Below are 22,406 nucleotides of genomic sequence, written 5' to 3'. Positions count from 1 at the left end.
GCGTCACCGCCCCTTCGCGCACCCCGCCATCACCAGTGCCTGGTCCAGCGCCTGGAGGAAGCGGTTGGTCGTGACGCGGTCGCGCACCGCCAGGCGCAGCCAGTCCCCGCCCAGCCCCGGGAAGGTGTCCCCGCGGCGGGCCGCGAAGCCCAGCGAGCGCAGCCGGTCGCGGACCGCGTGCGCGCCCTCGATGCGGACCAGGACGAACGGGCCCTCCGCCGCCGTCACCGCCCGCACCTCCTCGAACTCGGCCAGCCCCGCGAGCAGATGGGCGCGGTCCTCCGCTATCCGGTGGGCCGCCTCCTCCGCCTCCGCCAGCGCCGCCGGCGACATGCACGCCTCGGCCGCCGCCAGGGCGGGCGTGGACACCGGCCACAGCGGCTGCGCCCGCTCCAGCGCCGCGATCGTCGCCGGACCGGCCAGCACGTAGCCGATCCGCAGGCCGGCCAGCCCCCACGTCTTGGTGAGGCTGCGCAGCACCACCAGTCCGGGTACGTCGGTGCGCCCGGCGAGCGCCTCCCGCTCGCCCGGGACGGCGTCCATGAACGCCTCGTCCACCACCAGGGTCCGCCCCGGCCGTGCCAGCCGGGCCAGGACGGAAGCGGGGTGCAGCACGGACGTCGGGTTGGTCGGGTTGCCGACCACCACCAGGTCCGCGTCCTCCGGGACCGCCGCCGGGTCCAGCCGGAAGCCGTCCTCCGCGCGCAGCAGCACCCGGCGCACTTCGTGCCCCGCGTCCCGCAGCGCCGCCTCGGGCTCGGTGAACTGAGGGTGCACCACCACCGGTCTTCGCACCGGCAGCGCCCGCGCCAGCAGCACGAACGCCTCCGCGGCCCCGGCCGTCAGCAGCACCCGCTCACCGGGCAGATCGTGCCGGGCGGCGACCGCGGCCCGCGCCGCCCGCCCGTCCGGATAGGCGGCGAGACCGGTCAGCGACCGGGCGATGCGCTCGCGCAGCCAGTCGGGAGGAGTGTGCGCGCGGACGTTGACCGCGAGATCGGTCAGCTTCTCGTCCCGGACCTCCGCGTCGCCGTGGTGACGCAGATCGTGGGTATCAGTGTGGGTATGCATGGCCGCCATGGGGGTGGTGGGGGGTGGTGGGGGGTGAAGGGGCAGGGGTGAACCGACGGTGGACGGACGCCCTACGGGCGTTCCCTGTCTAAAGACTCCGGCGCCGGCCGTGCTGTCAACGCCGTTTCCCCACCGGTGTACCCGGGGCCCACATTCAACAATCGCCTGCGCGCCACCGCACACGTCGCCCGTGCGTCCGGCTCCGCCGCCTTCCGCTTCGGTACGAGGAGTTCGCCGCCGCCCGCCAGCGCCGCCGCCTCCGCCACGGACGGCGTCCCGGCGCGGGCGGCCACGGCCGCCGAGGGGTTCGGCACCGCGACCCGCGCCAACTCCGTTGCGGCGTAGGACCGCAGCGGCACACCGAGCCGTGCCGCGGCCAGCACGATGCCCGGTTCCTCCGCCTTCGCGGCGACGGTCGCCAGCTCCACCACGTCGTCCGCCGGCAACCCGGCGTCCCGCAGCGTCTCCTCGATCAGGCCGAGCACCGTGTCGGCGGACACCCCGCGCCCGGCGCCCACCCCGACCACCAGCGACCTCACCGCGCGCAGAACTCCACGAACCGCCGCGCCGCCCCGGGCACCGCCGCCCAGTGCGTGTGCACGTAACTCGCGTGCACACCTCCCTGGACGAAGCCCTCCACCCGCGTCTCCGGCTGCCGCAGCCCCCACGCGGGGGACGGTCCGGCACCCGGCTCCAGGACCGTGCGGTGGAACTCGTGCCCCCGCATCCGCGTCCCCGCCGCGGCCAGCGGGCTGTCGCTCACCGCGACCGCGTCCCGGTAGCCCAGGGTGAGCCGCTGCGACATGCGCGCGTCGGCGTCCAGCACCCCGCACATCGGCTGCCCGTCCAGCGAGCGCGCCAGGTACAGCAGCCCGGCGCACTCCGCCGCCACCGGGGCCCCCGACGCGGCCAGTTCCGCGACCGCCTTGCGCAGCCGCGCGTTGGCCGACAGCTCGGAGCCGTACATCTCGGGGAACCCGCCGCCGATGACCAAACCGCGCGTCCCCTCGGGCAGTTCCTCGTCGCGCAGCGGGTCGAACGACACGACGCGCGCCCCCGCGGCCGTCAGCAGCTCGGCGTGCTCGGCGTACGAGAACGTGAAGGCCGCGCCGCCCGCGACGGCCACCACCGGGCGCCCCGCCACCGGTTCGAGCTCCGGTGCCCACGCCTGCGCCGCGAGCGGCGGCGCCGACCGCGCCAGCGCCAGCAGCGCGTCCAGGTCGCAGCCCGCCCGCACCTGCTCCGCCTGGGCGGCCACCGCCTCGACCGCCTGCGCCTGCCGCTCGGCCACCGGCACCAGCCCCAGGTGCCGCGACGGCGTCGCCACCGCCGGGGCGCGCCGCAGCACGCCCAGCACGGGCACGCCCGACTCCCCGAGCGCCTCGCGCAGCAGGTGCTCGTGCCGGTCGGTCGCCACCTTGTTGAGGATCACCCCGCCGATCCGCACCCCGGGGTCCCACGACGCGAAGCCGTGCACCAGCGCCGCCACCGACCGCGACTGGGACGACGCGTCCACCACCAGCACCACCGGCGCCTTCAGCAGCTTCGCCACCTGCGCCGTGGACGCCAGCTCGCCCTGGTCGGCGGCGCCGTCGTACAGGCCCATCACTCCCTCGACGACGGCCAGGTCGCAGCCGCGCGCGCCGTGCGCGAAGAGCGGCGCGATCAGTTCCGTACCGCACATGTACGCATCGAGGTTGCGGCCCGGGCGGCCGGTCGCGAGCGCGTGGTACCCGGGGTCGATGTAGTCGGGGCCGACCTTGTGCGGCGACACCGCCAGGCCACGGCCCGCGAACGCGGCCATCAGGCCGGTCGCCACCGTGGTCTTGCCGGCGCCCGACGAGGGCGCGGCGATGACGAGGCGCGGGGGAGACGTCACCACTCGATGCCCCGCTGGCCCTTCTGACCCGCGTCCATCGGGTGCTTGACCTTCGACATGTCGGTGACCAGATCGGCGAAGTCCAGCAGCTCCTGCGGCGCGTTGCGGCCGGTGATCACCACGTGCTGCTGACCTGGCCGGTTCCGCAGCACCTCGACGACCTCGGCCGTGTCGATCCAGCCCCAGTGCAGCAGGTAGGCGAACTCGTCGAGGACGTAGAACTTGTACCTCTCCTCGGCGAGGTCGCGCTTGACCTGCTCCCAGCCCTCGCGCGCCTTGTCCTCGTGCGACTGCTCGCCCTCGGCGACCTCGCGCTGGATCCAGGACCAGCCCTCGCCCATCTTGTTCCAGGTGACGGTCCCGCCCTTGCCGGTCTCGCCGAGCGCCTTGAGGGCGTTCTCCTCGCCGACCTTCCACTTGGCGGACTTGACGAACTGGAAGACCCCGATCGGCCAGCCCTGGTTCCAGGCGCGCAGCGCCATGCCGAAGGCTGCGGTCGACTTCCCCTTGCCGATTCCCGTGTGCACCATCACCAGCGCGCGGTTGCGGCGCTGGCGGGTGGTGAGTCCGTCGTCCGGTACGACGGTCGGCTGTCCCTGCGGCATCAAGCGGCCCTTCTCGTTGCAGTTACGTCCCTGACCAGACCCGCGATCGAGTCCGCGCGCAGTTCGTCGAGCGTGACGGCGGTGCCCCCGAGGTGACGGGCCAGCTCGGCGGCCAGCCCCAGCCGTACGTGACCGGACTCGCAGTCCACGACCACGGACGCGGTCCCCTCGGCGGCGTGCAGCCCGGCGGCCCGCGCGGCCAGCGCCAGCGGCTCCGGACCCCCCGTCGCCCGGCCGTCCGTCACGACGACAAGCAGCGGGCGGCGCGACGGATCGCGCAGCCGCTCCACCCGCAGCACGTCATGGGCCTTGAGCAGCCCGGCCGCGAGCGGGGTGCGCCCGCCGGTCGGCAGTTGCTCCAGGCGCGCCGCCGCCGCGTCCACCGACGATGTCGGCGGCAGGGCGACATCGGCGGCCGCGCCGCGGAAGGTGACCAGGCCGACCTTGTCGCGCCGCTGGTACGCGTCCAGCAGCAGCGACAGCACCGCGCCCTTGACCGCGCCCATCCGCTGCCGGGCCGCCATCGAACCGGAGGCGTCCACCGCGAACAGCACCAGGTTCCCCTCGCGCCCCTCCCGCGTCGCCTGACGCAAGTCGTCGCGCCGTACGACGAGACCCGGCCCCGACCGGCCGCGCGCCCGCTGGTGCGGCGCCGCCGCCCGGACGGTCGCCGCCAGGTGCAGCTTGGTCAGCGCGCCGCGCGGCCGCGTCGCCCCCGTGGTCCTGCCGTGCTCGGTACGCGCGCGGGAGCGACGCCCCGCCGCGCCCTCACCGAGGCCCGGCACGCTCAGCACCTTCGTGCGGAACGGCTCGGCAGCCTTGGCCGGGGCCTGTTCACGGCCCCCGGGACCGCCCTGGGCGCCGGGCCCGGCCGGCTCCTCCGCCTGCGGGCGCTCGCCGGAAGGCGGCCCGGCCTGCGGAGGCACACCGTCCTCCGGACCGCCGCCACCGCCGGGGCCACCGCCGGGACCGCCGTCGGGATCCGGGTCGGGGTCGGGGTCGTCGCCACCCCCGGACTCCTCCAGCGTCTCGTCCAGCTTGGACTCGTCGAGCCCCGGCGCGTCGAAGGGATTGCGCCGACGCCGGTGCGGCAGGGCCAGCAGGGCCGCCTGCCGCACGTCCTCCGCGGTGACGTCGGTACGGCCCGCCCACGCGGCCAGCGCCGTCGCCGTACGGGCCATCACGATGTCCGCGCGCATGCCGTCCACCTCGAAGGCGGCGCACGTCGCCGCGATCCGGCGCAGCGCGTCGTCACCCAGCCGCACCTCCGGCAGCAGCGCCCGCGCGGCCGCGATGCGCTCCCGCAGCGCGCTCTCCTCGCCGGCCCACCGCGCCGCGAAGCCGGCCGGGTCGTCGTCGAACGCCAGCCGCCGCCGGACGACCTCCACCCGCTGGTCCGGGTCGCGGGAGGCGGCCACCTCCACCGTGAGGCCGAACCGGTCGAGGAGCTGCGGCCGCAGCTCGCCCTCCTCCGGGTTCATCGTCCCCACCAGCAGGAAGCGGGCGGCGTGCCGCACCGAGACGCCTTCGCGCTCGACGTACGAGGCGCCCATGGCGGCGGCGTCGAGGAGGTGGTCGATCAGATGGTCGCTCAGCAGGTTGACCTCGTCCACGTACAGGATCCCGCGGTGCGCCTGCGCCAGGAGTCCCGGCTCGAACGCCTTCACGCCCTCCGCCAGGGCCCGCTCGATGTCCAGCGCGCCCACGAGCCGGTCCTCGGACGCCCCCACCGGGAGCTCGACCATGCGCGCGGGGCGCGACGAGGCGGTGCCGGTGCCGTGCGGGCCGTCCGGGCACGCGGGATCCGGCGCGGCCGGATCACAGCTGAACCGGCAGCCCGGCACGACCGTCACCTCGGGCAGCAGGTCGGCCAGGGCGCGGACCGCGGTGCTCTTGGCCGTGCCCTTCTCGCCCCGGACGAGGACGCCGCCCACCGCCGGGCTGACGGCGTTGAGCAGCAACGCCAGCCGCAGGTCGTCCATGCCGACGACGGCGGTGAACGGATACCGGGTGCTCATGCTGTGATCACTCCTTCGAGTGGCTTCCATCCGGCTTCGGAGGAGGTGTCGCGTGTGCGGGGGCCGCCGGTGCTCACGGCGCCCCCGGGGGCAGGAACGGCAGCCCCGCCGGGGGCCCCGCCTCTATCAGCTTCCAGAGCGCGTCCGTGTCCGCGTGTTCCTCGATCAGGTCGCCGAGCCGGTCGAGCTGCTCCTCGCGCAGCGCGCCGAACGACGTGTCGGGCGCGGGCACGAAGCGCCGCCCGGCCGCGGCCGCGACGTCCCGCAGGAACGCCCGGCGGAAGCCGTCGCTCTCCAGGGAGCCGTGCCAGTGCGTGCCCCAGACGGCCCCCACCCGGCAGCCGTCCAGGAACGGCTCGCCACCGCGCACGTCGGCGACGCCGTGGTGGATCTCGTACCCCTCGACGCGCTCGCCGAGGGCTTCGCCGGCCGGCCGCGCCAGGGTCTTCTCCGGCGCGAACCGCACCCGTACCGGCAGCAGCCCCAGGCCCGCGACCTCACCGGCCCGGGACTCGACGTCGTCCTCGATGCGCTCGCCGAGCGCCTGGAAGCCGCCGCAGATGCCGAGGACCGGGCGGCCCTCGGCAGCCCGCCGCGCGATCGCGTCCGCGAGGCCGCGCTCCCGCAGCCACGCCAGCGCCCTGACCGTGCCGCGTGTGCCCGGCACGACGACCAGGTCCGCGTCGACGAGCTCCTCCGGGCGGTCCACGAACCGCACCACGACGCCCGGTTCGGCCGCCAGCGCGTCGACGTCGGTGAAGTTCGACATGAGCGGCACGGCGCAGACGGCGACCCGCAGCACGTCCTCGCCCACCGGCGGCGCGACGACCGACTCGCGGACGGTGCCCCGCAGGGACACCCGCAGCCCGTCCTCCTCGTCGATGCCGAGCCCGTGCGCGTACGGCAGGACACCGAAGGTGCGCCGGCCGGTCAGGCCCAGCAGCATGTCGAGCCCCGGCTCCAGGAGCGTGACGTCGCCCCGGAACTTGTTCACCAGGTACCCCGCGACCAACTCCTGGTCCTCGGGCGCCAGCAGCGCCGTCGTCCCGAAGAACTGCGCGAAGACCCCGCCCCGGTCGATGTCGCCGACCACGAGGACGGGGAACCGCGCGGCGCGCGCGATGCCCATGTTGACGATGTCGGTACGGCGCAGGTTGATCTCGGCAGGGCTGCCCGCGCCCTCGCAGATCACGGCGTCGTACGAGTCCCTCAGCCGCTGCAGGCAGTCCAGCACCGGCTCCAGCAGCTCGCGCTGCTTGCCGCCGTGGTAGCCCCGGGCGCTCAGCTCGCCGACCGGCCTGCCCATGAGCACGACCTGGCTGGAGCGGTCGCTGCCCGGCTTGAGCAGTACCGGGTTCATCAGCGCGGTCGGCTCGACCCGCGCGGCCTGCGCCTGCATGGCCTGCGCCCGCCCGATCTCCGCTCCCTCACGCGTCACGAACGAGTTGAGCGACATGTTCTGGCCCTTGAACGGCGCGACCCGCACGCCCTGCCGGACCAGCCAGCGGCAGATGCCGGCCGTGACGACGCTCTTGCCCGCGTCGGACGTGGTGCCCGCGACGAGCAGCCCCCCACCCCTCATGTACGCCTCCGCTTGATCGCCCCGTACGCCAGTCGTCCGCCCGCGCAGACCGCGAGCGTGAGGACACTCACCCGGCGCGACAGCCGCACCGCCCGTTCGATGTCCGCCACGTCGACCTCCCGGCCGCCCGCGTTGAGGACGGGCCGGTGCTCGACCCGTCCGCCGTACGAGAGCGTCCCGCCGAGCCGTATCCCCAGCGCGCCCGCGAAGGACGCCTCCACCGGGCCCGCGTTGGGGCTCGGGTGCTTCGCCGCGTCGGCGCGCCAGGCCCGTACCGCGCCCCGCGGGTCGCCGCCCGCGACCGCCGCGAGTGCGGCGGTCAGCCGGGCGCCGGGCCAGCCGGCCACGTCGTCCAGGCGGGCCGAGGCCCAGCCGAAGCGGCGGTAGCGGGGCGACTTGTGGCCGACCATCGCGTCCAGGGTGTTCACGGCCCGGAAGGCGACGAGGCCCGGCACGCCGCCGAACGCGCCCCACACGAGGGCGCCGACCACGGCGTCGGAGGTGTTCTCGGCGACCGACTCCACGACCGCGCGGGCCATGCCCGGGCCGTCCAGGGCCTGTGGATCGCGGCCGCACAGGTGCGGCAGCCGTTCCCGGGCCACCTCCAGGTCCCCGACGGCCAGGGCGCCGCCGATGGCGCGGGCCTCACGGCCCAGCGTCGTCCCGCCGACGACCGCCCACACGGAGGCCGCGGTCAGGGCGACGGCGGCGGTGCGCCGCCCGCGTACCGCCCGTTCCGCGAGCGCCGCCGCACCGGCCGCGCCCCCGGCGCACACGGCGGCGTGCAGCACACCCCACCCGCGGTGGTCGCGCCACAAGGCGCTCTCCACGCGCGCTGCCGCGCGCCCGAAGGCGGCGACGGGATGGCCGCGGCGGGGGTCGGCGAGGAGCAGATCGACGGCGAGGCCGGCGGCGGCGCCGTACGCGAAGACACGGTGGCCGGAGGCACGGTGCTTCCCGGTGCCGGCGCTGGTGACGCGGCCCGTGAGGACACGGCCGCGCGCGATGTCAGTGTGATTGCCGCGCATCGGGTCAGCAGGCCGATACGTCTCGCCGGCCTCGGATGTGCGGAGTCATGGGTCTGTACGCAGCTGATACGCAGCCGGGCATGGCGATGTCCTCACTCAGGGTCCGCGCCCTGGCTCGACGTGACCGGCGGCGAGAGTTCCTGACTCGTCCGGGCCCCCAGGGCCGGACTCACAGTGGCGGGACCGCGCCGGATTCGCACCGGCTTCCTCTCCTGCCGCCGTAGATGGCCCGGGCAGTCCACCACGGCCCGCGAAGGCCCGTCAACTCACCCTTGACCTGCGGCGGGACAGTGTGCCGAGGCCCACAGGACGCGGCCGGGCCGGCCGCACCGTGGAGGTGCGGCCGGCCCGGCCGGACGATCGGGTCCTGGAAGGACGGGCCCGGTCCTGGTCGGACGGGGCCCGGTGCTCAGGTGACGATCAGATAGATCCCGAAGGCGATGGCGGCCGCGCACAGCGCGAACGCCGCGTAGGCACCGGTGCGGGCCATGACGGCCGAGCCGCCGTTCGCGGCGGCCTGCTCCTGCTTGGAGAGGCCGGCGATGCCGAGGGTGAACAGGCCCACCAGTGCGACGGTGGCCACGAGGCTCACGCCGAACACGGAGCCGAGAGCTGCCCAGTCGATCTTCATGCTGTTCTTTCCTTACACCGTGGCGGCGGGAGCCGGGGCGGTCTCACCGGCCGTGGCCGGGATGGTGGCCTTGAGGTCGTCGGAGGCGACGGTGGCGGCGACGGCACCGGCCGGGGGCGGCGTGACCGCGGCGATGGCGGTGGTCACGACACCGGCGGGCTCGCTGTCCGCCGGCTCCACGTCGTTGACGTTGGTGTGGTCGACGACCTGGCGGCGGGAGATGAACCAGATCGCGGCGCAGGAGGCGACCAGGAAGACCGCGACGGCGGCGACGCCCCAGTCGCCCTGCTGGGTCACGTACTCCGAGGCGGCGGCGACGAGGCCGGCGGCCGGCAGGGTCAGGCCCCACGCGACGAACATCCGGGTGGCGGTGGACCAGCGGACGACGCCGCCCTTGCGGCCGAGGCCCGCGCCCATCACGGCGCCGGAGCAGGAGTGCGTCGTCGAGAGCGAGAAGCCCAGGTTGGAGGAGGCGAGGATGACCGTGGCCGCGCTGGTCTGGGCGGCGAAGCCCTGCTGCGGCTGGAGGTCGGTGAGGCCCTTGCCCATGGTGCGGATGATGCGCCAGCCGCCGAGGTAGGTGCCGAGCGCGATGGCCACACCGGCGGAGACGATCACCCACAGCGGCGGGTTCGAACCGGGGGCGAGGATGCCGCCGGCGACCAGCGCCAGGGTGATGATGCCCATGGTCTTCTGTGCGTCGTTGGTGCCGTGGGCGAGGGAGACCAGGCCCGCGGAGGCGATCTGACCGGCGCGGTAGCCCTTGCGGCCGGTCTTCTCGTCGATGTTGGCGCCGGCCTTGTACGTCAGCCGGGTCGCCAGCATCGCGGCGAGGCCCGCGACCAGCGGGGCCGCGACGGCCGGGATGAGGACCTTGGTGACGACGACGCCGCCGTTGACGCCGCTCACGCCGACCGAGGCGATGGTGGCGCCGACGAGGCCGCCCATGAGGGCGTGGGAGGAGCTGGAGGGCAGCCCCACCAGCCAGGTCACGAGGTTCCAGAGGATGGCGCCGACGAGCGCCGCGAAGATGACCTCCGGTGTGATGCCTTCTTCGTTCACCAGCCCGCTGGAGATCGTCTTGGCGACCTCGACGGACAGGAACGCGCCGACCAGGTTCAGCACGGCGGACATGGCCACCGCCGTCTTGGGCTTCAGGGCGCCGGTCGAGATGGTGGTGGCCATCGCGTTGGCGGTGTCATGGAAACCGTTCGTGAAATCGAACACTAGAGCTGTCACGACCACAATGGCGAGCAGCAGCGTGATGTGTTCCATTTACCCAGGCAATCGTTCGACGTCAGTGGCTCGGTGAACGTAAGCAACCTGAGTGAACGGAAGGTGAACTGGGTCGGGCGCCATGGTGTCCGAAGATCCGGAGTGGAAGCCTCCGATTCCGCGGCGGACGGCCGGAGCCCAGTGCTCACGGGCCCGGGAAGTCGGGTTTGCCGCCGTTTCGCGTCATTCCGGGGAGATGCATGTCACATACCCGGATGCCCGTCCGGACGCCGGCCTGACAGGATCGGGTGCATGACACAGGACACGGCCGAGCCTCGCGAAGCGATCGAACGGGCATGGGACGCCCTGGTGGCCACCGCCCGCAGGACGGTGGCGGACGGGTTGGTCGTCGGAACCTCCGGAAACGTTTCCGTACGGGTCGGCGACCTCGTCCTCGTCACCCCCAGCGGCGTCCCCTACGACCGGCTCACCCCCGCCGACATCACGGCCGTCGACCTGGACGGACGCCAGGTCCGCGGCACGCTCACGCCCACCAGCGAGCTGCCCATGCACCTGGAGACCTACCGCCGCACCCCGGCCCGCGCGGTGGTCCACACCCACGCCGTGCACGCCACCGCGGTCTCCACCCTGGTCGCCGAGCTCCCCCCGGTCCACTACATGACCGCGGCTCTCGGCGGCCCGGTCCGCGTCGCCCCGTACGCCCTGTACGGCACGCAGGAGCTCGCCGACCACATGCTGCGCGCCCTCGACGGCCGCACGGGCTGCCTGCTGCGCAACCACGGCACGGTCACCTACGGCGACACCCTCGACCAGGCCTACGACCGCACGGCCCAGCTCGAATGGATGTGCCGCCTCTGGCTCACCGCCACCTCGGTCCCCGGCCACACCCCGACCCTCCTGACCCCCGCCGACCTCGACGCCGCCGCCACCAAACTCCACGGCTACGGCCAGCGCGGCTGATCCTCCGGCGCCGCGACTGCGGGCGCCGGGCGCCCGGGGCCGGCCCGCGGATGATGATCGGGTCCCGGGGGCTCCGGCCCTGCCCTGCCTGGCGGCCCGCGACGGCACCCGCCCGCGCGGCCTCCGGCCCGAGGGCAGTGGGTGACCCGGGGCGATGCCCCCGCCCGTCCCGCGCCAGGGGCTCGGGCTCCCCAGCTGGCCCGGGTGGCTGTCTTGGGCAGGACCGCGCCGCGCCAGGGGCTCCCGCGGGTGCATGCCGGCCGCCCCGCGCCAGGGGTTCGGGGGCGGTGCACCCCGGCCCCCCGCGCCAGGGGCTCCGGGGCCGGGCTCCGCGGCCGGCCGGGACCTCGTCGTCGGCATCACCGCACCGCGCCCCGCCCGCTGCTGCGGCCCGGCAGCGGTCGTGTTCGCCGCCATGGGCGCCGGTTCGCCGGGCCCGGCACCGCGCTGGCAGGGTGCCCCCGGCGGGACCCGGCAGCCGTGAGGGAGCCGCCACCGGCGGAGCAGGCCCACTGGCAGCGCGGGGGCGCCCCGACGAAGATGGAGCGGTGCGCCCGGCTACAGCGACGGCAGCGGCCGTCACCACCCTCATCGGTGTCGGCGCGGCCACGATCGCGGCCGGCCGGTACGCAAGCGACGCCGCGCTCAGGCCGCGGCCCGGCCGGCCCCTGCCCGGGGAACCCCGGCTCACCGTGCACGCCACCGCCGCCGGCCAGGTCACCCTGACCCGACACCTGGCCTCGCTGCGCCCCGGCACCTACGGCCTCCAGGGCCCGGAGGTCCACGCGGTCGTCGGACCCGTCCTGGCCGACGTGCCGCACACCGCCGACACCGTCGTGCGCCGCCTGGAGAGCGTGTCCCGCGGCACCCTCGCCCCCGGCAGCCGCGTGAGGCTCACCCCCCAGCTGCACACCGGCACCCCCGCCACCGCCCTCGGCCTCGCCCACGAGGATATGGACATCCAGGGCGAACTGGGCGAGATGCCCGCCTGGTTCGTCCCCGCCACCCGGTCCACCTGGGTCATCGCCGTCCACGGCCTCGGCACCACCCGCGAACACACCCTGAACGTCATGGGCTTCCTGCACGGCCTGCGGCTCCCCGTGCTCGCCCCCGCCTACCGCGGCGACCCGGGCGCCCCGCGCCCCGCGGACGGCCTCGGCCACCTCGGGGACTCGGAGTGGCGCGACCTGGACGCGGCGATCCGGCACGCCGTACGCCGCGGCGCCGACCGCGTCATCCTGTACGGCTGGTCCACCGGTGCCTCCATGGCCCTGCACGCCGCCGCCAACTCCGGTCTTCGCGACCGCATCACCGGCCTGGTGCTGGACTCCCCGGTCCTCGAATGGGAGACCACCCTCCGCGCCCTGGCCACCGCCCGCCGCACGCCCGCGCCGCTGCTGCCGCTCGCGGTCCGCGCCGCCCAGGGCAGGACGGGCGTGCACCCCGACCGCATCGCCGAAGCCGCCGACGCCGACGGGCTGCGCGTGCCGACGCTCCTCCTCCACGGCCCGGACGACCATCTCGCCCCCTGGCAGGGCTCGCGCGAACTGGCCGCCCGCCGCCCCGACCTGGTCACCCTTCACGCGGTCCCGGAGGCGCCGCACGGCGCCATGTGGAACGCCGACCCCCACCGCTACGAGGAAACCCTGCGCCGCTTCCTCACCCCCCTCCTGTAGCACCCCCTCCTGTAGCACCCCCCTCCTGTGCACCCGGAGCCCGGCGAATCCCATTCCGTTTGGGCTTTCGGGCCGTCAGCGGGAAGACTGCCCCCGTGACGTCTCGAAAGCCTGATGAGCAACTGGCGCGCAACTCCAGACTCCGACTCGTCCGTCCGCGGCCCCTGTCCACGGCCCGACGGGCTGTGACGACCCGGCGCACCCGGCCGGCGCCGCGGCCGCCCGAGGGCACGCCGCCCCCTGCCGAGCTGGCCCGTCAGGCGAGGGCCGTCCTCGATGACGCCGTGCGCATCGCCCGCTGGGCAGCCGTCGAGCGCCACCCCGAGGCCACCCCCGCCCAGGAACGCGCCGCCGCCGCCCTCGGCCTGACACCGGAGCAGGTACGCGCCGGCTGGGACCGGGCCCGTCTCGCCGGCCTCGTGGAGCTGCACGACGGCACGGCGCGCCCCGGGTGGCGGCTGCGCGCCTGGGACCGCGACGACTCGGCCGTCCTGCGCGGCTGGGTCGCCCTCTTCGACGCCTGGTCGCTCGTCCACCCGGCGCCCGGGGACGTCGCGCCCGCCGCCGTGGCCGAGGTCGTGGAAGCGGTGCCCCAGGTGCTCTCCCTCCTCCAGCTCTCCGCCGGCCCCGTACCGGTGCCGTCCCTGCTCGATCTGCTCCAGCAGCGCGTCGCGGAACTCCGCGAGGAGCGCTGCGAGGTGCCCACGGGCCCCGTGCCCGGCTCCGCGGCCGGTGGGGCGCCGCGGGAGCACGTGCCCGAGCCGCTGCCGGGCCCCGACTCCCTCGCCCGCCTGCTGGGCTGGGCGCTGGAGGGCCTGGCCGCCGTCGGGGCCCTGACCCTCGGCGAGGGCCAGGCCACCCTCACCCCGCTCGGCAACTGGGCGGTCTGGGTCAAGCTGGAGCAGATCTGTGTCGCGGCACAGAGCCCGGCCGGCCACATCGAGCAGTCCGCCGAGGACATGCTGCGCGCCTGCGCCCGCCTCACCCCCGGCCCGGCCCGCGCCGAATACCGCGCCTGGCTCGCCGCCCGCCCGGTCGGCAGCGCCGTCACCGAGCTCCTCGACGTCGCGCGCGGCGAGGACGCCCTGCTGCGCGGCCTCGCCTTCGAGGCCCTGCGGGTGGTCGGCGCCGCGGCCGAGGGCGAGGTGCGGACCGCCGCGCAGGAGGTCTCGCTGCGCCCCTACGCCCTGCTGTGGCTCGCCGAGTACGAGGGCGCCGACCCCGACGACGCGCCGGACGTCCTCACCCGCGAGGAGGCCACCTGGCTCTGGGTGGACACGGCCGCGGCCGTCGCCGACCACGGGGAGGCCAGCCTGCTCGTCCGTCACCTGGAGTCCGCCGTCCAGGGCACGGTCCCCGCCCTTCTCGACGAGGTCCGCGCGGTCGGCCACCCCCGCACCGTGCAGGTCCTGGTCGCCCTGGCCGCGGCCCACCCCGATCCGGCCCTCGCCAAGGCGATGCGCCGCGCGGCCTTCCAGGTCCACACCGGCGGAGCCTGACCGCAGGCACGCACCCCGGTTCCCCCGCCCGCCGGGAAGCCTCACCGCCCGAGGCCCCGGCGAGCGGCCGGGCCGCGGGTTCCTAGCCCGCCGCCACGCCGGGGGCGTACGTCCCGAAGCTCCAGACGTTGCCCTCGCCGTCCCGCGCCATGTAGTCCCGCGAGCCGTAGTCCTGGTCCGTCGGCGGCATCAGGATCTCCACCCCGTGCTCCACCGCGCGCGCATGGTGCGCGTCCACGTCGTCCACGACGACGTACACCCCCACCGGGCCCGCCCCTGCCATCGCCTTGGCGAACACGCCGTCGCCGCCCTTGGTGCCCAGCATCACCATGCCGTTTCCGCAGGCCAGCTCGGAGTGGACGACGGAGCCGTCCTCGCCCTCGTACACACTCACCTCGGTGAACCCGAAGGCTTCCTTCAGCGTTCTGATGGCTGCCTTCGCGTCCTCGTAAAGGATCGTCGGATAGATGCTCGGTACGTCCGCCATGCTGCTCACGCTCCGATTCGCGCTCGATTCGACCTTGCGACCTTTCGACTGTGATCCGGATCTCAGCTGTTGCTCAGTCTGGCAGCCGCCACTGACATCGCAGCCCCGAGCGGCCGCCGGTCACCGGAAGGTGTTGAACCGGGCCGTACGGCCCGCCCGGCAGTCGTCGGCGCACTACAGCCGCCCCGTACGCAGGACCGTCCCGGGCCCGGGACCGAACCGAACAGTGGGCGAGGACGGGACCGGGCAGGGCGCGGGGCGGGGCGATACGGCCGCCCGCCGCTGACGAAAGCGTGCCGAAAAGCAGTTGCACCCGCCCGTTAGACTGGCCCGTATGGCCATTCTCCCTGTGCATTAGCCGGCGTCGAAGCCACCGCACCTCGCCGTCCTTCCGCCGTCCATACCGCCCTGGAGTCTGTCCGTGATCACCGCTTCCGGCATCGAGCTGCGCGCCGGTGCCCGCATCCTCATCGAGTCCGCTTCCTTCCGCGTCGCCAAGGGTGACCGCATCGGCCTGGTCGGCCGCAACGGCGCCGGCAAGACCACCCTCACCAAGTGCCTCGCGGGCGAGGGCATCCCGGCCGCCGGCACCATCGCCCGCTCGGGTGAGGTCGGCTACCTCCCGCAGGACCCGCGCACCGGTGACCTCGACGTCCTGGCCCGCGACCGCATCCTGTCCGCCCGCGGTCTCGACGTCCTCATCCGCAAGATGCGGATGAACGAGGAGCGCATCTCCAGCGGCCAGGGCGCCACCCGCGAGAAGGCGCTGCGGCAGTACGAGCGCCAGGAGACCGAGTTCCTCACCAAGGGCGGGTACGCCGCCGAGGCCGAGGCCGCCACCATCGCCCATGCGCTCGGCCTCCCGGACCGCGTCCTCGGCCAGCCGCTCCACACGCTCTCCGGCGGTCAGCGCCGCCGCGTCGAGCTGGCCCGCATCCTCTTCTCGGACGCCGACACCCTGCTCCTGGACGAGCCCACCAACCACCTCGACGCCGATTCGATCGTCTGGCTGCGTGACTACCTCAAGACGTACCGCGGCGGCTTCATCGTGATCTCCCACGACGTCGACCTCGTCGAGACCGTGGTCAACAAGGTGTTCTACCTGGACGCCAACCGCTCCGCGATCGACATCTACAACATGGGCTGGAAGCTGTACCAGCAGCAGCGCGAGGCCGACGAGAAGCGCCGCAAGCGCGAGCGCGCCAACGCCGAGAAGAAGGCCGCCGCCCTCAACGCGCAGGCCGACAAGATGCGCGCCAAGGCCACCAAGACGGTCGCCGCGCAGAACATGGCCCGCCGCGCCGAGCGGCTGCTGGCCGGCCTCGAGGACGTCCGCGCCTCCGACAAGGTCGCCAAGCTGCGGTTCCCGGACCCGGCCCCCTGCGGCAAGACCCCGCTCACCGCGGAGGGCCTGTCCAAGTCGTACGGCTCCCTGGAGATCTTCACCGACGTCGACCTCGCCATCGACAAGGGCTCGCGGGTCGTCATCCTCGGCCTCAACGGCGCGGGCAAGACCACGCTGCTGCGGCTGCTCGCCGGCGTGGAGACGCCGGACACGGGCCAGGTCACCCCGGGCCACGGCCTGAAGCTCGGCTACTACGCCCAGGAGCACGAGACCCTCGACCCGGACCGCACGGTCCTGGAGAACATGCGGTCCGCCGCGCCCGACATGGACCTCGTCGAGGTCCGCAAGGTGCTCGGCTCCTTCCTCTTCTCCGGCGACGACGTCGACAAGCCGGCCGGTGTGCTCTCCGGCGGCGAGAAGACCCGCCTGGCGCTGGCCACGCTGGTCGTCTCCTCGGCGAACGTGCTGCTCCTCGACGAGCCGACGAACAACCTCGACCCGGCCAGCCGCGAGGAGATCCTCGGCGCGCTGCGCACGTACAAGGGCGCGGTCGTCCTCGTCACGCACGACGAGGGGGCGGTCGAGGCGCTGCAGCCGGAGCGGATCATCCTGCTGCCCGACGGCGTCGAGGACCTCTGGGGCGCCGACTACGCCGACCTCGTCGCGCTCGCCTGACCCCCGCGGTGTCCGCCGCGGCCTCCTCCGGGCCTCTTCCGGGCCTCCCTGTGCTGCGGCCAGGGCTGCCCGGGGCCTTGCTGATCATCTCCGTATGGATCATTCGGCTTACGCGTGATCCTTCATCTGAGTGAGTGCGTCTCGTACCGCGGCGTGGCGGGCTGCGGAGGCCCGCCTTCCGCCTCCGGCTCGACCGTCCGTCCCGCGTACCGTCCTGACCTGGTACTTCGTCGCCGCGCCCGCCGTGCCGCCGATCTTCCGGTCGGGACGGTGACCGTGCGGTGACCTTCCGGTGGCGAAACCTTGCAGCACTGACCTTGTCGAATCGCTGGCCATGTGGCGCCGGAGGGGTGATCATGAGAAGTCCAGAGGCGCACTTCCCATGAGGAGGCACGGGTGGCCGAGACTCTGAAGAAGGGCAGCCGGGTGACCGGCGCCGCGCGCGACAAGCTCGCGGCAGACCTGAAGAAGAAGTACGACTCCGGTGCGAGCATCCGGGCACTGGCCGAAGAAACCGGCCGGTCCTACGGCTTCGTCCACCGGATGCTCAGCGAGTCCGGGGTGACGCTGCGGGGACGCGGCGGAGCGACCCGGGGCAAGAAGGCCCCTACGCCCTGACAGCTACTGGGGTGTTCCGGGTGTCCCCGGCGTTCCGGCGTCCGAGCTGACGTCCGAGCGGGCTCGACCGGCCCAATGGTTCCGGCAGGGCCACCCGGTCGATCGATGTGTCGGCCGGGTGGTTACTGTGCAGTCACTTAATGGCTGCACAGTCGCACCGGACCCGGAGGCGCCCCATGACCTCGCTCGACCCAGTCCTCGAAGTGTTCGACAAGGACGGCGTACGGCTCACCGTCGAGGACGCCGTCGCCACGGTGACCCTGGCCAACGCGGCCAAGCGCAACGCGCAGTCGCCCGCCCTGTGGCGGGCGCTGGTGGAGGCCGGCCGCTCGCTCCCGGGCAGCGTGCGGGTCGTTGTGCTGCGCGGCGAGGGCAAGTCCTTCTCCGCGGGGCTCGACCGGCAGGCGTTCACGCCCGAGGGCTTCGAGGGGGAGCCGTCGTTCCTCGACCTGGCGCGCGGCTCGGACGAGGAACTGGACGCGGTCATCGCCGAGTACCAGGAGGCGTTCACCTGGTGGCGCCGCAACGACATCGTGTCGATCGCGGCGGTCCAGGGGCATGCGATCGGGGCCGGGTTCCAGCTCGCCCTCGCCTGTGACCTGCGCGTCGTCGCGCCGGACGTGCAGTTCGCCATGCGCGAGACGAGCCTGGGCCTGGTGCCCGACCTGACGGGTACGCACCCCCTCGTCGCGGCGGTCGGCTACGCGCGGGCGCTGGAGATCTGCGCCACCGGCCGCTTCGTCCACGCCGACGAGGCCGAGCGCATCGGCCTCGCCAACCTGGTCGTTCCGGCCGCTGAGCTGGACGGTGCCGTACGCGACCTCGCGGCCGCGCTGCTCGCGGCGCCGCGTGACGCCGTCATCGAGACGAAGGCGCTGCTGCGCGGCGCCCAGGAGCGCACCTACGAGGACCAGCGCGTCGCCGAGCGCGCCGCCCAGGCCCGGCGCCTGCGCGACCTCGCGGGCCTCTCCGAGTAGGTCCCTCCTGTAGGCCCCTGTCCCGGTCCGGCGCGCCCGTTACGGCTCGCCGATCGCGACGTCCGTGACCAGGACGCTCACGGGCAGGGTTCCGCCGACGGCCGCCCGGACCGCCAGCGCCACGTCCAGTGCGCGGTGGCCGGGCGCGGTCGCCAGCTCGATACGCAGATGGTCGGCGCCCCGGTGCACGGAGGGGCCCAGCACCGACGTCAGCCGCAGCACGCCCGGCACCGCCGCGACCACCGCGGCCGTCGTGGCCGCCGGACCCGTACCCGTGCCCGTACCGGCATCCGCACCGGCCGCCGGGCCGAGGGCGTCCCCTGGCGCACCGCGCGCGGCGCCGGACGCCTCTTCCCCGCCCGCTTCTTCCGGCGCCTGCCCCTCGCCGGGCGCCGCGGCCTCCAGCAGGGCCGTCACCCGGAGGTCCGCGACCGTCACCTGCAGGCCGAGCCGTTCCTCCGCATCCCGCAGCAGGGCGGTGCGCAGCAGCTCGGCGGTGTCCGGCAGCGGCACGCTCCCGCTGCCCGCCAGGCGCACCGCGAAGTCCGCCTCGATGCGCAGCGGGCCGGGCGGCAGGGCGCCGGGCGGGGGCGGGACCACCGGCGCCCCGGCCGATTCAGGATCGGCGAGGCCGATCCGGAGCCGGCCGGGTGACACACCCGGCACCGCCCACGCCGTCCGGCGCAGCACCCCGGCCGCCGCCCGCTCCGCCAGCCACACCCCGTCCGCCGCACCGCCCAGCGGGAGCAGCCGCCCCAGCCCGAGCCTGCTTCGCACCGCCGTGGCCCATCCGTCAGCCGTCGTCATTCCTCCAGACTGCCGCATTTCCGGCGCGAGATGGAGCAAGCGGGCTTAATGTGGTCAAGAGAGCCCAAATCCTCCCTGAAGGGACGAACGGCGATGAGTGATACCTCGCAGACCCCGCAGGCCGCCCAGGTGGCGAAGTCCTCGCAGATCAGGGAACCGGCGGCCGAGGCGACCCGGAAGGCCTCGGCGGCCCGGCGCTCTGCCGACCCTGGGGCACGCGGCCGTACCACCATCGCCGACGGCGTGGTCGAGAAGATCGCCGGACTCGCGGCCCGGGACGTCGACGGCGTCCACACCATGGGCAGCGGGATGTCCCGCACCTTCGGGGCCATGCGCGACCGCGTGCCCGGCGGTCGGCCGAGCGTCACGCGCGGTGTGAAGGTCGAAGTCGGAGAGGTGCAGACGGCGCTGGACCTCGAGATCGTCGTCGAATACGGCGTCTCCATCATCGATGTCGCCCGGGACGTCCGGGAGAACGTCATCGCGGCGGTGGAGCGGATGACCGGACTGGAAGTGGTCGAGGTCAACATCGCCGTCAGCGACGTGAAGCTGCCCGAGGAAGAGGAAGAAGAAGAGGAGCAGGAGACACGGCTCCAGTAGTCGCGGGGACTCCACGGACCTCACAGGCAAGCGACGTCACAGGCAAGCGCGGAGCGCGGAGGAGCGCAGATGAGCATGGCGATGGTCGGCCTGCTGGCCGGGATGGCGCTCGGGTTCGCCGGGTATTTCGGCGGCTTCGGCGCGTTTGTGCTGGTCGCGGCGTTGGGTGCGGTCGGCTTCGTGGTGGGGCGGTTCGTGGACGGAGACCTGGAGCCCGGTGACTTCTTCCGCAGCCGCGACCGTTACGACCGGAGGCGGTGACGCGGTGACGGGGGCGATGACGGCCTCACGCGGTCCGGGAGCTCCCGGTGGCCGCCAGGACGGCGGCGCAGGCGGCGAAGGCGGCGGCCGCGTCGGCGCGGCCGACCGCGGGGCGACGACGCTCGCCGACCGCGTCGTCGCGAAGATCGCGGCGCAGGCGGCGCGCGAGGCCCTCGACGGCCTGCCGGAGGGCGGCGTACCGCAGGGCGGCAAGCCGCCGCACGCGTCCGTCGTCGTGCACCGGGACAGCGCACGCGTCCGGATCAGCCTGGAGCTCGGATACCCCTCGGACCTCGGCGCCCAGTGCGGAGCCGTGCGCCACCACGTCGGCCGCCGGGTGGAGACCCTCGCAGGCCTGCGGGTGCCGGAGGTCGCGATCCGGGTGGAGCGGCTCCATTCGCCGCACGGGGGCGGCCGGGACCGCAGGAGGGTCCGATGAGCACACGGGACAAAGGGCGGTTCTGGTCCGTGCGGCGCGTCCCGGCCGTACTGGTCGGGCTGGTCGTCCTGGGCGGCGCGGGACTGCTGCTGTACGACGTCGCGGCGGTACATGCCGGACGGCCGGGCATGGCCTGGCGCCGCGTGCTCTCCGACGAACTGGCCACCCGGCCCCTGGACGACACCTATGTCCGCGTCGGCGCCGCGGTGGCGGCGGCGCTCGGCCTGTGGCTGCTCGTGCTGGCCCTCACCCCGGGGCTGCGCACGATCCTGCCGATGCGGCGCGACTCCGTACCCGTACGCGCCGGTCTCGACCGGAACGCGGTGGCGCTGGTGCTGCGTGACCGGGCGCTGGCCGTGTCCGGCGTGCAGTCCGTCCGCGTCCGGACCCGCCGGCGCGCCGTCGCCGTACGGGCGGTGTCGCACTTCCGGGAACTGGACGAGGTGCACGACGACCTGCGCAGGGCGCTCGACCAGGCGATCGCGGACCTCGGGCTGCAACGGCCGCCGTCGCTGTCGCTGCACGTCGCCCACGCGGTGAAGAGGAGGTGACCGGCGTGCTCCGTACCGTCAACCGTGCCCTCGTCGGCCTGGCCGGGCTGGTGCTGCTCTGCGTGGGCGGCGCGGTCCTCGCGGCCGGCCTGGACCTGGGCGTGCCGTCGTGGTGGCCGTGGAGCGGCCCCGACGCGGTGCTGCTCGCGGAGGACCGGCGCGGCACGGGCGGCTGGCGATGGCCCGTCGCTGTCGCGGTTCTCGCGGCCCTGGTGCTGCTGGCGCTGGTGTGGCTGCTGGCACAGCTGCGGCGTCAACGGCTGACCGAGGTGCTCGTCGACACCGGCGACGGCGAGGGCGCGGTGCTGCAGGGCCGGACGCTGGAGGACGCGGTCGAGTCCGAGGCGGAGACGCTGGACGGCGTATCCAGCGCCCGGGTCCGGCTCACCGGCCGCCGCACGGCCCCCGAGGCCCGTGTCTCCCTGACACTGGAGCCGCACGCGTCGCCGGCCGCCACGCTCACGCACCTGTCGTCCGAAGCCCTCGGCCACGCCCGTACCTCGGCCGGCCTGCCCGTGCTCCCGGCCGAAGCCCATTTGCGGGCCCTCAAGCACCGCCCGGACCGCGTCACCTGACGCCGACCGCCCGGCTGAGGGCCGCCCACGGAACTCCGCGGCCTTTGACGGCGCCCCTGAGGCCGCTCGGAAGACGCGGAACCGGCCCGCGGCACGAAGCCGTGCCGCGGGCCGGACCAGCCCGTCGGTCAGAACCCGTGCCGCGCGCCCCCGTCCACGGGGAGCATCACGCCCGTCAGGTACGAAGCGGCGGGGGAGAGGAGGAACGCGGCCGTGGTGCCGAACTCCTCCGGGGTGCCGTAGCGGCGCAGCGGGATCCGCTCCTCGTTGGCCGCGCGCGCCGCGGCGGCGTCGCCCGACAGGGCGTCGAGTTCGCGGACGCGGTCGGTGTCGATCCGGGAGGGCAGCAGGCCGACGACGCGGATGCCGCGCGGGCCGACCTCGTTGGCGAGGGACTTGGCGAAGCCCGCCAGTCCCGGCCGCAGGCCGTTGGAGATGGTCAGTCCCGGGATCGGCTCGTGCACCGACCCCGAGAGCACCAGCCCGATCACACCGCCCTCGCCCAGTGCGGCCGCCGCCGAGCGGGCCAGGCGCACCGCTCCCAGGAACACCGCGTCGAAGGACGCCCGCCACTGCTCCTCGGTGGTGTCCGCCGCCGAGCCCGGCGCCGGGCCGCCCACGCTGATGAGGATGCCGTCGAACCGGCCGAAGTGCGTACGGGCGGCGTCGATCAGGCGCTCGGGCGCCGCCGGGTCGGCGTTGTCCACCGCGACGCCCACGGCGCCCGGTCCCAGGTCGGCGGCCGCCTCCGCGACCGCCTTCTCGTCGCGCGACGAGAGCACGACCCTCGCCCCGTCCGCCACGAGCGCCCGCGCCGACGCGTTGCCCAGCCCCCGCGACGCGCCCGTCACGACGTACACACGGTCCTTCAGTCCAAGATCCATGC

The 22,406-nt window shown here is 74.6% G+C and carries 21 protein-coding genes, 1 pseudogene and 1 riboswitch; of the genes and pseudogenes, 11 read left to right on the top strand and 11 right to left on the bottom strand.

The features are described 5' to 3' along the window. Nucleotides 1-3: 3 nt before the first annotated feature. From cobC to IH00_RS0111865, 8 genes and pseudogenes are all read right to left on the bottom strand, one after another. A pseudogene (cobC, locus tag IH00_RS0111905) lies at nucleotides 4-1,598 on the bottom strand (Rv2231c family pyridoxal phosphate-dependent protein CobC). Nucleotides 1,599-1,606: 8 nt separating this feature from the next. Then, nucleotides 1,607-2,950: a cobyrinic acid a,c-diamide synthase CobB gene (locus tag IH00_RS0111895; protein ID WP_031072516.1), complete on the bottom strand. Its 1,344-nt coding sequence runs from the start codon at nucleotides 2,948-2,950 to the stop codon at nucleotides 1,607-1,609. Further along, complete coding sequence (cobO, locus tag IH00_RS0111890) at nucleotides 2,947-3,555, bottom strand: cob(I)yrinic acid a,c-diamide adenosyltransferase (protein WP_031072514.1); 609 nt, start codon at nucleotides 3,553-3,555, stop codon at nucleotides 2,947-2,949. The genes IH00_RS0111895 and cobO overlap by 4 nt, the downstream gene beginning before the upstream one ends. Continuing rightward, the gene (locus IH00_RS0111885; protein WP_031072512.1) at nucleotides 3,555-5,573 is read right to left on the bottom strand and encodes a putative cobaltochelatase; all 2,019 of its coding nucleotides are present in this window, start codon (nucleotides 5,571-5,573) and stop codon (nucleotides 3,555-3,557) included. Before IH00_RS0111885 ends, cobO begins: the two co-directional genes overlap by 1 nt. A 73-nt stretch (nucleotides 5,574-5,646) precedes the next feature. Then, nucleotides 5,647-7,155: a cobyric acid synthase gene (locus tag IH00_RS0111880; RefSeq protein ID WP_031072510.1), complete on the bottom strand. Its 1,509-nt coding sequence runs from the start codon at nucleotides 7,153-7,155 to the stop codon at nucleotides 5,647-5,649. After that, nucleotides 7,152-8,183: a cobalamin biosynthesis protein gene (locus IH00_RS0111875; RefSeq protein ID WP_078887697.1), complete on the bottom strand. Its 1,032-nt coding sequence runs from the start codon at nucleotides 8,181-8,183 to the stop codon at nucleotides 7,152-7,154. The genes IH00_RS0111880 and IH00_RS0111875 overlap by 4 nt, the downstream gene beginning before the upstream one ends. 134 nt (nucleotides 8,184-8,317) lie before the next feature. Next, nucleotides 8,318-8,394, bottom strand: a riboswitch (cobalamin riboswitch). Nucleotides 8,395-8,592: 198 nt separating this feature from the next. Further along, the gene (locus IH00_RS0111870; protein WP_031072506.1) at nucleotides 8,593-8,814 is read right to left on the bottom strand and encodes a hypothetical protein; all 222 of its coding nucleotides are present in this window, start codon (nucleotides 8,812-8,814) and stop codon (nucleotides 8,593-8,595) included. A 12-nt stretch (nucleotides 8,815-8,826) separates the two neighbouring features. Further along, entirely contained in the window at nucleotides 8,827-10,089 is a 1,263-nt protein-coding gene (locus IH00_RS0111865) for an inorganic phosphate transporter (RefSeq protein ID WP_031072503.1), read from the bottom strand. 252 nt (nucleotides 10,090-10,341) lie between these two features. Here IH00_RS0111865 and IH00_RS0111860 point away from each other — a divergent pair, with 252 nt between their 5' ends. From IH00_RS0111860 to IH00_RS0111850, 3 genes are all read left to right on the top strand, one after another. Then, on the top strand, nucleotides 10,342-11,010 hold the full coding sequence (locus IH00_RS0111860) for a class II aldolase/adducin family protein (RefSeq protein ID WP_039946793.1): 669 nt from the start codon (nucleotides 10,342-10,344) through the stop codon (nucleotides 11,008-11,010). A 548-nt stretch (nucleotides 11,011-11,558) separates the two neighbouring features. After that, entirely contained in the window at nucleotides 11,559-12,686 is a 1,128-nt protein-coding gene (locus IH00_RS0111855) for an alpha/beta hydrolase (protein WP_031072500.1), read from the top strand. Between the two features lie 95 nt (nucleotides 12,687-12,781). Continuing rightward, on the top strand, nucleotides 12,782-14,185 hold the full coding sequence (locus IH00_RS0111850) for a hypothetical protein (protein WP_078887696.1): 1,404 nt from the start codon (nucleotides 12,782-12,784) through the stop codon (nucleotides 14,183-14,185). Between the two features lie 82 nt (nucleotides 14,186-14,267). Here IH00_RS0111850 and IH00_RS0111845 read toward each other — a convergent pair whose 3' ends face one another. Next, nucleotides 14,268-14,672 (bottom strand): VOC family protein, encoded by a 405-nt coding sequence (locus IH00_RS0111845; protein ID WP_031072496.1) that lies wholly within the window; start codon nucleotides 14,670-14,672, stop codon nucleotides 14,268-14,270. A gap of 421 nt (nucleotides 14,673-15,093) precedes the next feature. Between IH00_RS0111845 and IH00_RS0111840 the strand changes: the two genes are divergently transcribed. The 3 genes from IH00_RS0111840 to IH00_RS0111830 all read left to right on the top strand — a co-directional run bounded on the left by IH00_RS0111840 (nucleotide 15,094) and on the right by IH00_RS0111830 (nucleotide 18,287). Beyond that, nucleotides 15,094-16,692, top strand: a complete 1,599-nt coding sequence (locus IH00_RS0111840) for an ABC-F family ATP-binding cassette domain-containing protein (protein ID WP_031072494.1) — start codon at nucleotides 15,094-15,096, stop codon at nucleotides 16,690-16,692. 396 nt (nucleotides 16,693-17,088) lie between these two features. Next, the gene (locus tag IH00_RS0111835; RefSeq protein WP_031072492.1) at nucleotides 17,089-17,310 is read left to right on the top strand and encodes a helix-turn-helix domain-containing protein; all 222 of its coding nucleotides are present in this window, start codon (nucleotides 17,089-17,091) and stop codon (nucleotides 17,308-17,310) included. 176 nt (nucleotides 17,311-17,486) lie between these two features. Further along, nucleotides 17,487-18,287: an enoyl-CoA hydratase/isomerase family protein gene (locus IH00_RS0111830; RefSeq protein ID WP_031072491.1), complete on the top strand. Its 801-nt coding sequence runs from the start codon at nucleotides 17,487-17,489 to the stop codon at nucleotides 18,285-18,287. A gap of 39 nt (nucleotides 18,288-18,326) precedes the next feature. Here the strand turns inward: IH00_RS0111830 and IH00_RS0111825 are convergent, their stop codons facing one another. After that, a complete protein-coding gene (locus IH00_RS0111825) occupies nucleotides 18,327-19,094 on the bottom strand; it encodes a hypothetical protein (RefSeq protein ID WP_031072488.1) in 768 nt (255 codons plus the stop codon). A 93-nt stretch (nucleotides 19,095-19,187) separates the two neighbouring features. On the opposite strand from IH00_RS0111825, the gene IH00_RS0111820 reads away from it, so the two are divergent. From IH00_RS0111820 to amaP, 5 genes are all read left to right on the top strand, one after another. Next, nucleotides 19,188-19,694 (top strand): Asp23/Gls24 family envelope stress response protein, encoded by a 507-nt coding sequence (locus IH00_RS0111820; RefSeq protein ID WP_031072486.1) that lies wholly within the window; start codon nucleotides 19,188-19,190, stop codon nucleotides 19,692-19,694. A gap of 69 nt (nucleotides 19,695-19,763) precedes the next feature. Then, nucleotides 19,764-19,955, top strand: a complete 192-nt coding sequence (locus IH00_RS0111815; RefSeq protein WP_031072484.1) for a hypothetical protein — start codon at nucleotides 19,764-19,766, stop codon at nucleotides 19,953-19,955. Between the two features lie 16 nt (nucleotides 19,956-19,971). Further along, complete coding sequence (locus IH00_RS0111810) at nucleotides 19,972-20,394, top strand: Asp23/Gls24 family envelope stress response protein (protein WP_031072483.1); 423 nt, start codon at nucleotides 19,972-19,974, stop codon at nucleotides 20,392-20,394. Then, nucleotides 20,391-20,945, top strand: a complete 555-nt coding sequence (locus tag IH00_RS0111805) for a DUF6286 domain-containing protein (RefSeq protein WP_039946792.1) — start codon at nucleotides 20,391-20,393, stop codon at nucleotides 20,943-20,945. The genes IH00_RS0111810 and IH00_RS0111805 overlap by 4 nt, the downstream gene beginning before the upstream one ends. After that, a complete protein-coding gene (gene amaP / locus IH00_RS0111800) occupies nucleotides 20,942-21,520 on the top strand; it encodes an alkaline shock response membrane anchor protein AmaP (protein ID WP_031072479.1) in 579 nt (192 codons plus the stop codon). Before IH00_RS0111805 ends, amaP begins: the two co-directional genes overlap by 4 nt. A gap of 128 nt (nucleotides 21,521-21,648) precedes the next feature. Here amaP and IH00_RS0111795 read toward each other — a convergent pair whose 3' ends face one another. Further along, nucleotides 21,649-22,404 carry an SDR family oxidoreductase gene (locus IH00_RS0111795; protein ID WP_031072477.1) on the bottom strand — a complete coding sequence of 252 codons (756 nt, stop codon included), beginning with the start codon at nucleotides 22,402-22,404 and terminating at the stop codon, nucleotides 21,649-21,651. Nucleotides 22,405-22,406 lie beyond the last annotated feature (2 nt).

The sequence above is a fragment of the Streptomyces sp. NRRL S-118 genome (assembly GCF_000716335.1).
GTDB lineage: Bacteria > Actinomycetota > Actinomycetes > Streptomycetales > Streptomycetaceae > Streptomyces.
This window is presented reverse-complemented; position numbering and strand designations above follow the sequence as displayed.

Excerpts from the sequence above, each read along its gene's own strand:
- cobO (WP_031072514.1), bottom strand. The coding sequence starts at position 3,555 with ATGCCGCAGGGACAGCCGACCGTCGTACCGGACGACGGACTCACCACC.
- IH00_RS0111885 (WP_031072512.1), bottom strand. The coding sequence starts at position 5,573 with ATGAGCACCCGGTATCCGTTCACCGCCGTCGTCGGCATGGACGACCTG.
- IH00_RS0111880 (WP_031072510.1), bottom strand. The coding sequence starts at position 7,155 with ATGAGGGGTGGGGGGCTGCTCGTCGCGGGCACCACGTCCGACGCGGGC.
- IH00_RS0111875 (WP_078887697.1), bottom strand. The coding sequence starts at position 8,183 with ATGCGCGGCAATCACACTGACATCGCGCGCGGCCGTGTCCTCACGGGC.
- IH00_RS0111870 (WP_031072506.1), bottom strand. The coding sequence starts at position 8,814 with ATGAAGATCGACTGGGCAGCTCTCGGCTCCGTGTTCGGCGTGAGCCTC.
- IH00_RS0111865 (WP_031072503.1), bottom strand. The coding sequence starts at position 10,089 with ATGGAACACATCACGCTGCTGCTCGCCATTGTGGTCGTGACAGCTCTA.
- IH00_RS0111860 (WP_039946793.1), top strand. The coding sequence starts at position 10,342 with ATGACACAGGACACGGCCGAGCCTCGCGAAGCGATCGAACGGGCATGG.
- IH00_RS0111845 (WP_031072496.1), bottom strand. The coding sequence starts at position 14,672 with ATGGCGGACGTACCGAGCATCTATCCGACGATCCTTTACGAGGACGCG.
- IH00_RS0111830 (WP_031072491.1), top strand. The coding sequence starts at position 17,487 with ATGACCTCGCTCGACCCAGTCCTCGAAGTGTTCGACAAGGACGGCGTA.
- IH00_RS0111825 (WP_031072488.1), bottom strand. The coding sequence starts at position 19,094 with ATGACGACGGCTGACGGATGGGCCACGGCGGTGCGAAGCAGGCTCGGG.
- IH00_RS0111820 (WP_031072486.1), top strand. The coding sequence starts at position 19,188 with ATGAGTGATACCTCGCAGACCCCGCAGGCCGCCCAGGTGGCGAAGTCC.
- IH00_RS0111815 (WP_031072484.1), top strand. The coding sequence starts at position 19,764 with ATGAGCATGGCGATGGTCGGCCTGCTGGCCGGGATGGCGCTCGGGTTC.
- IH00_RS0111810 (WP_031072483.1), top strand. The coding sequence starts at position 19,972 with ATGACGGCCTCACGCGGTCCGGGAGCTCCCGGTGGCCGCCAGGACGGC.
- IH00_RS0111805 (WP_039946792.1), top strand. The coding sequence starts at position 20,391 with ATGAGCACACGGGACAAAGGGCGGTTCTGGTCCGTGCGGCGCGTCCCG.
- IH00_RS0111795 (WP_031072477.1), bottom strand. The coding sequence starts at position 22,404 with ATGGATCTTGGACTGAAGGACCGTGTGTACGTCGTGACGGGCGCGTCG.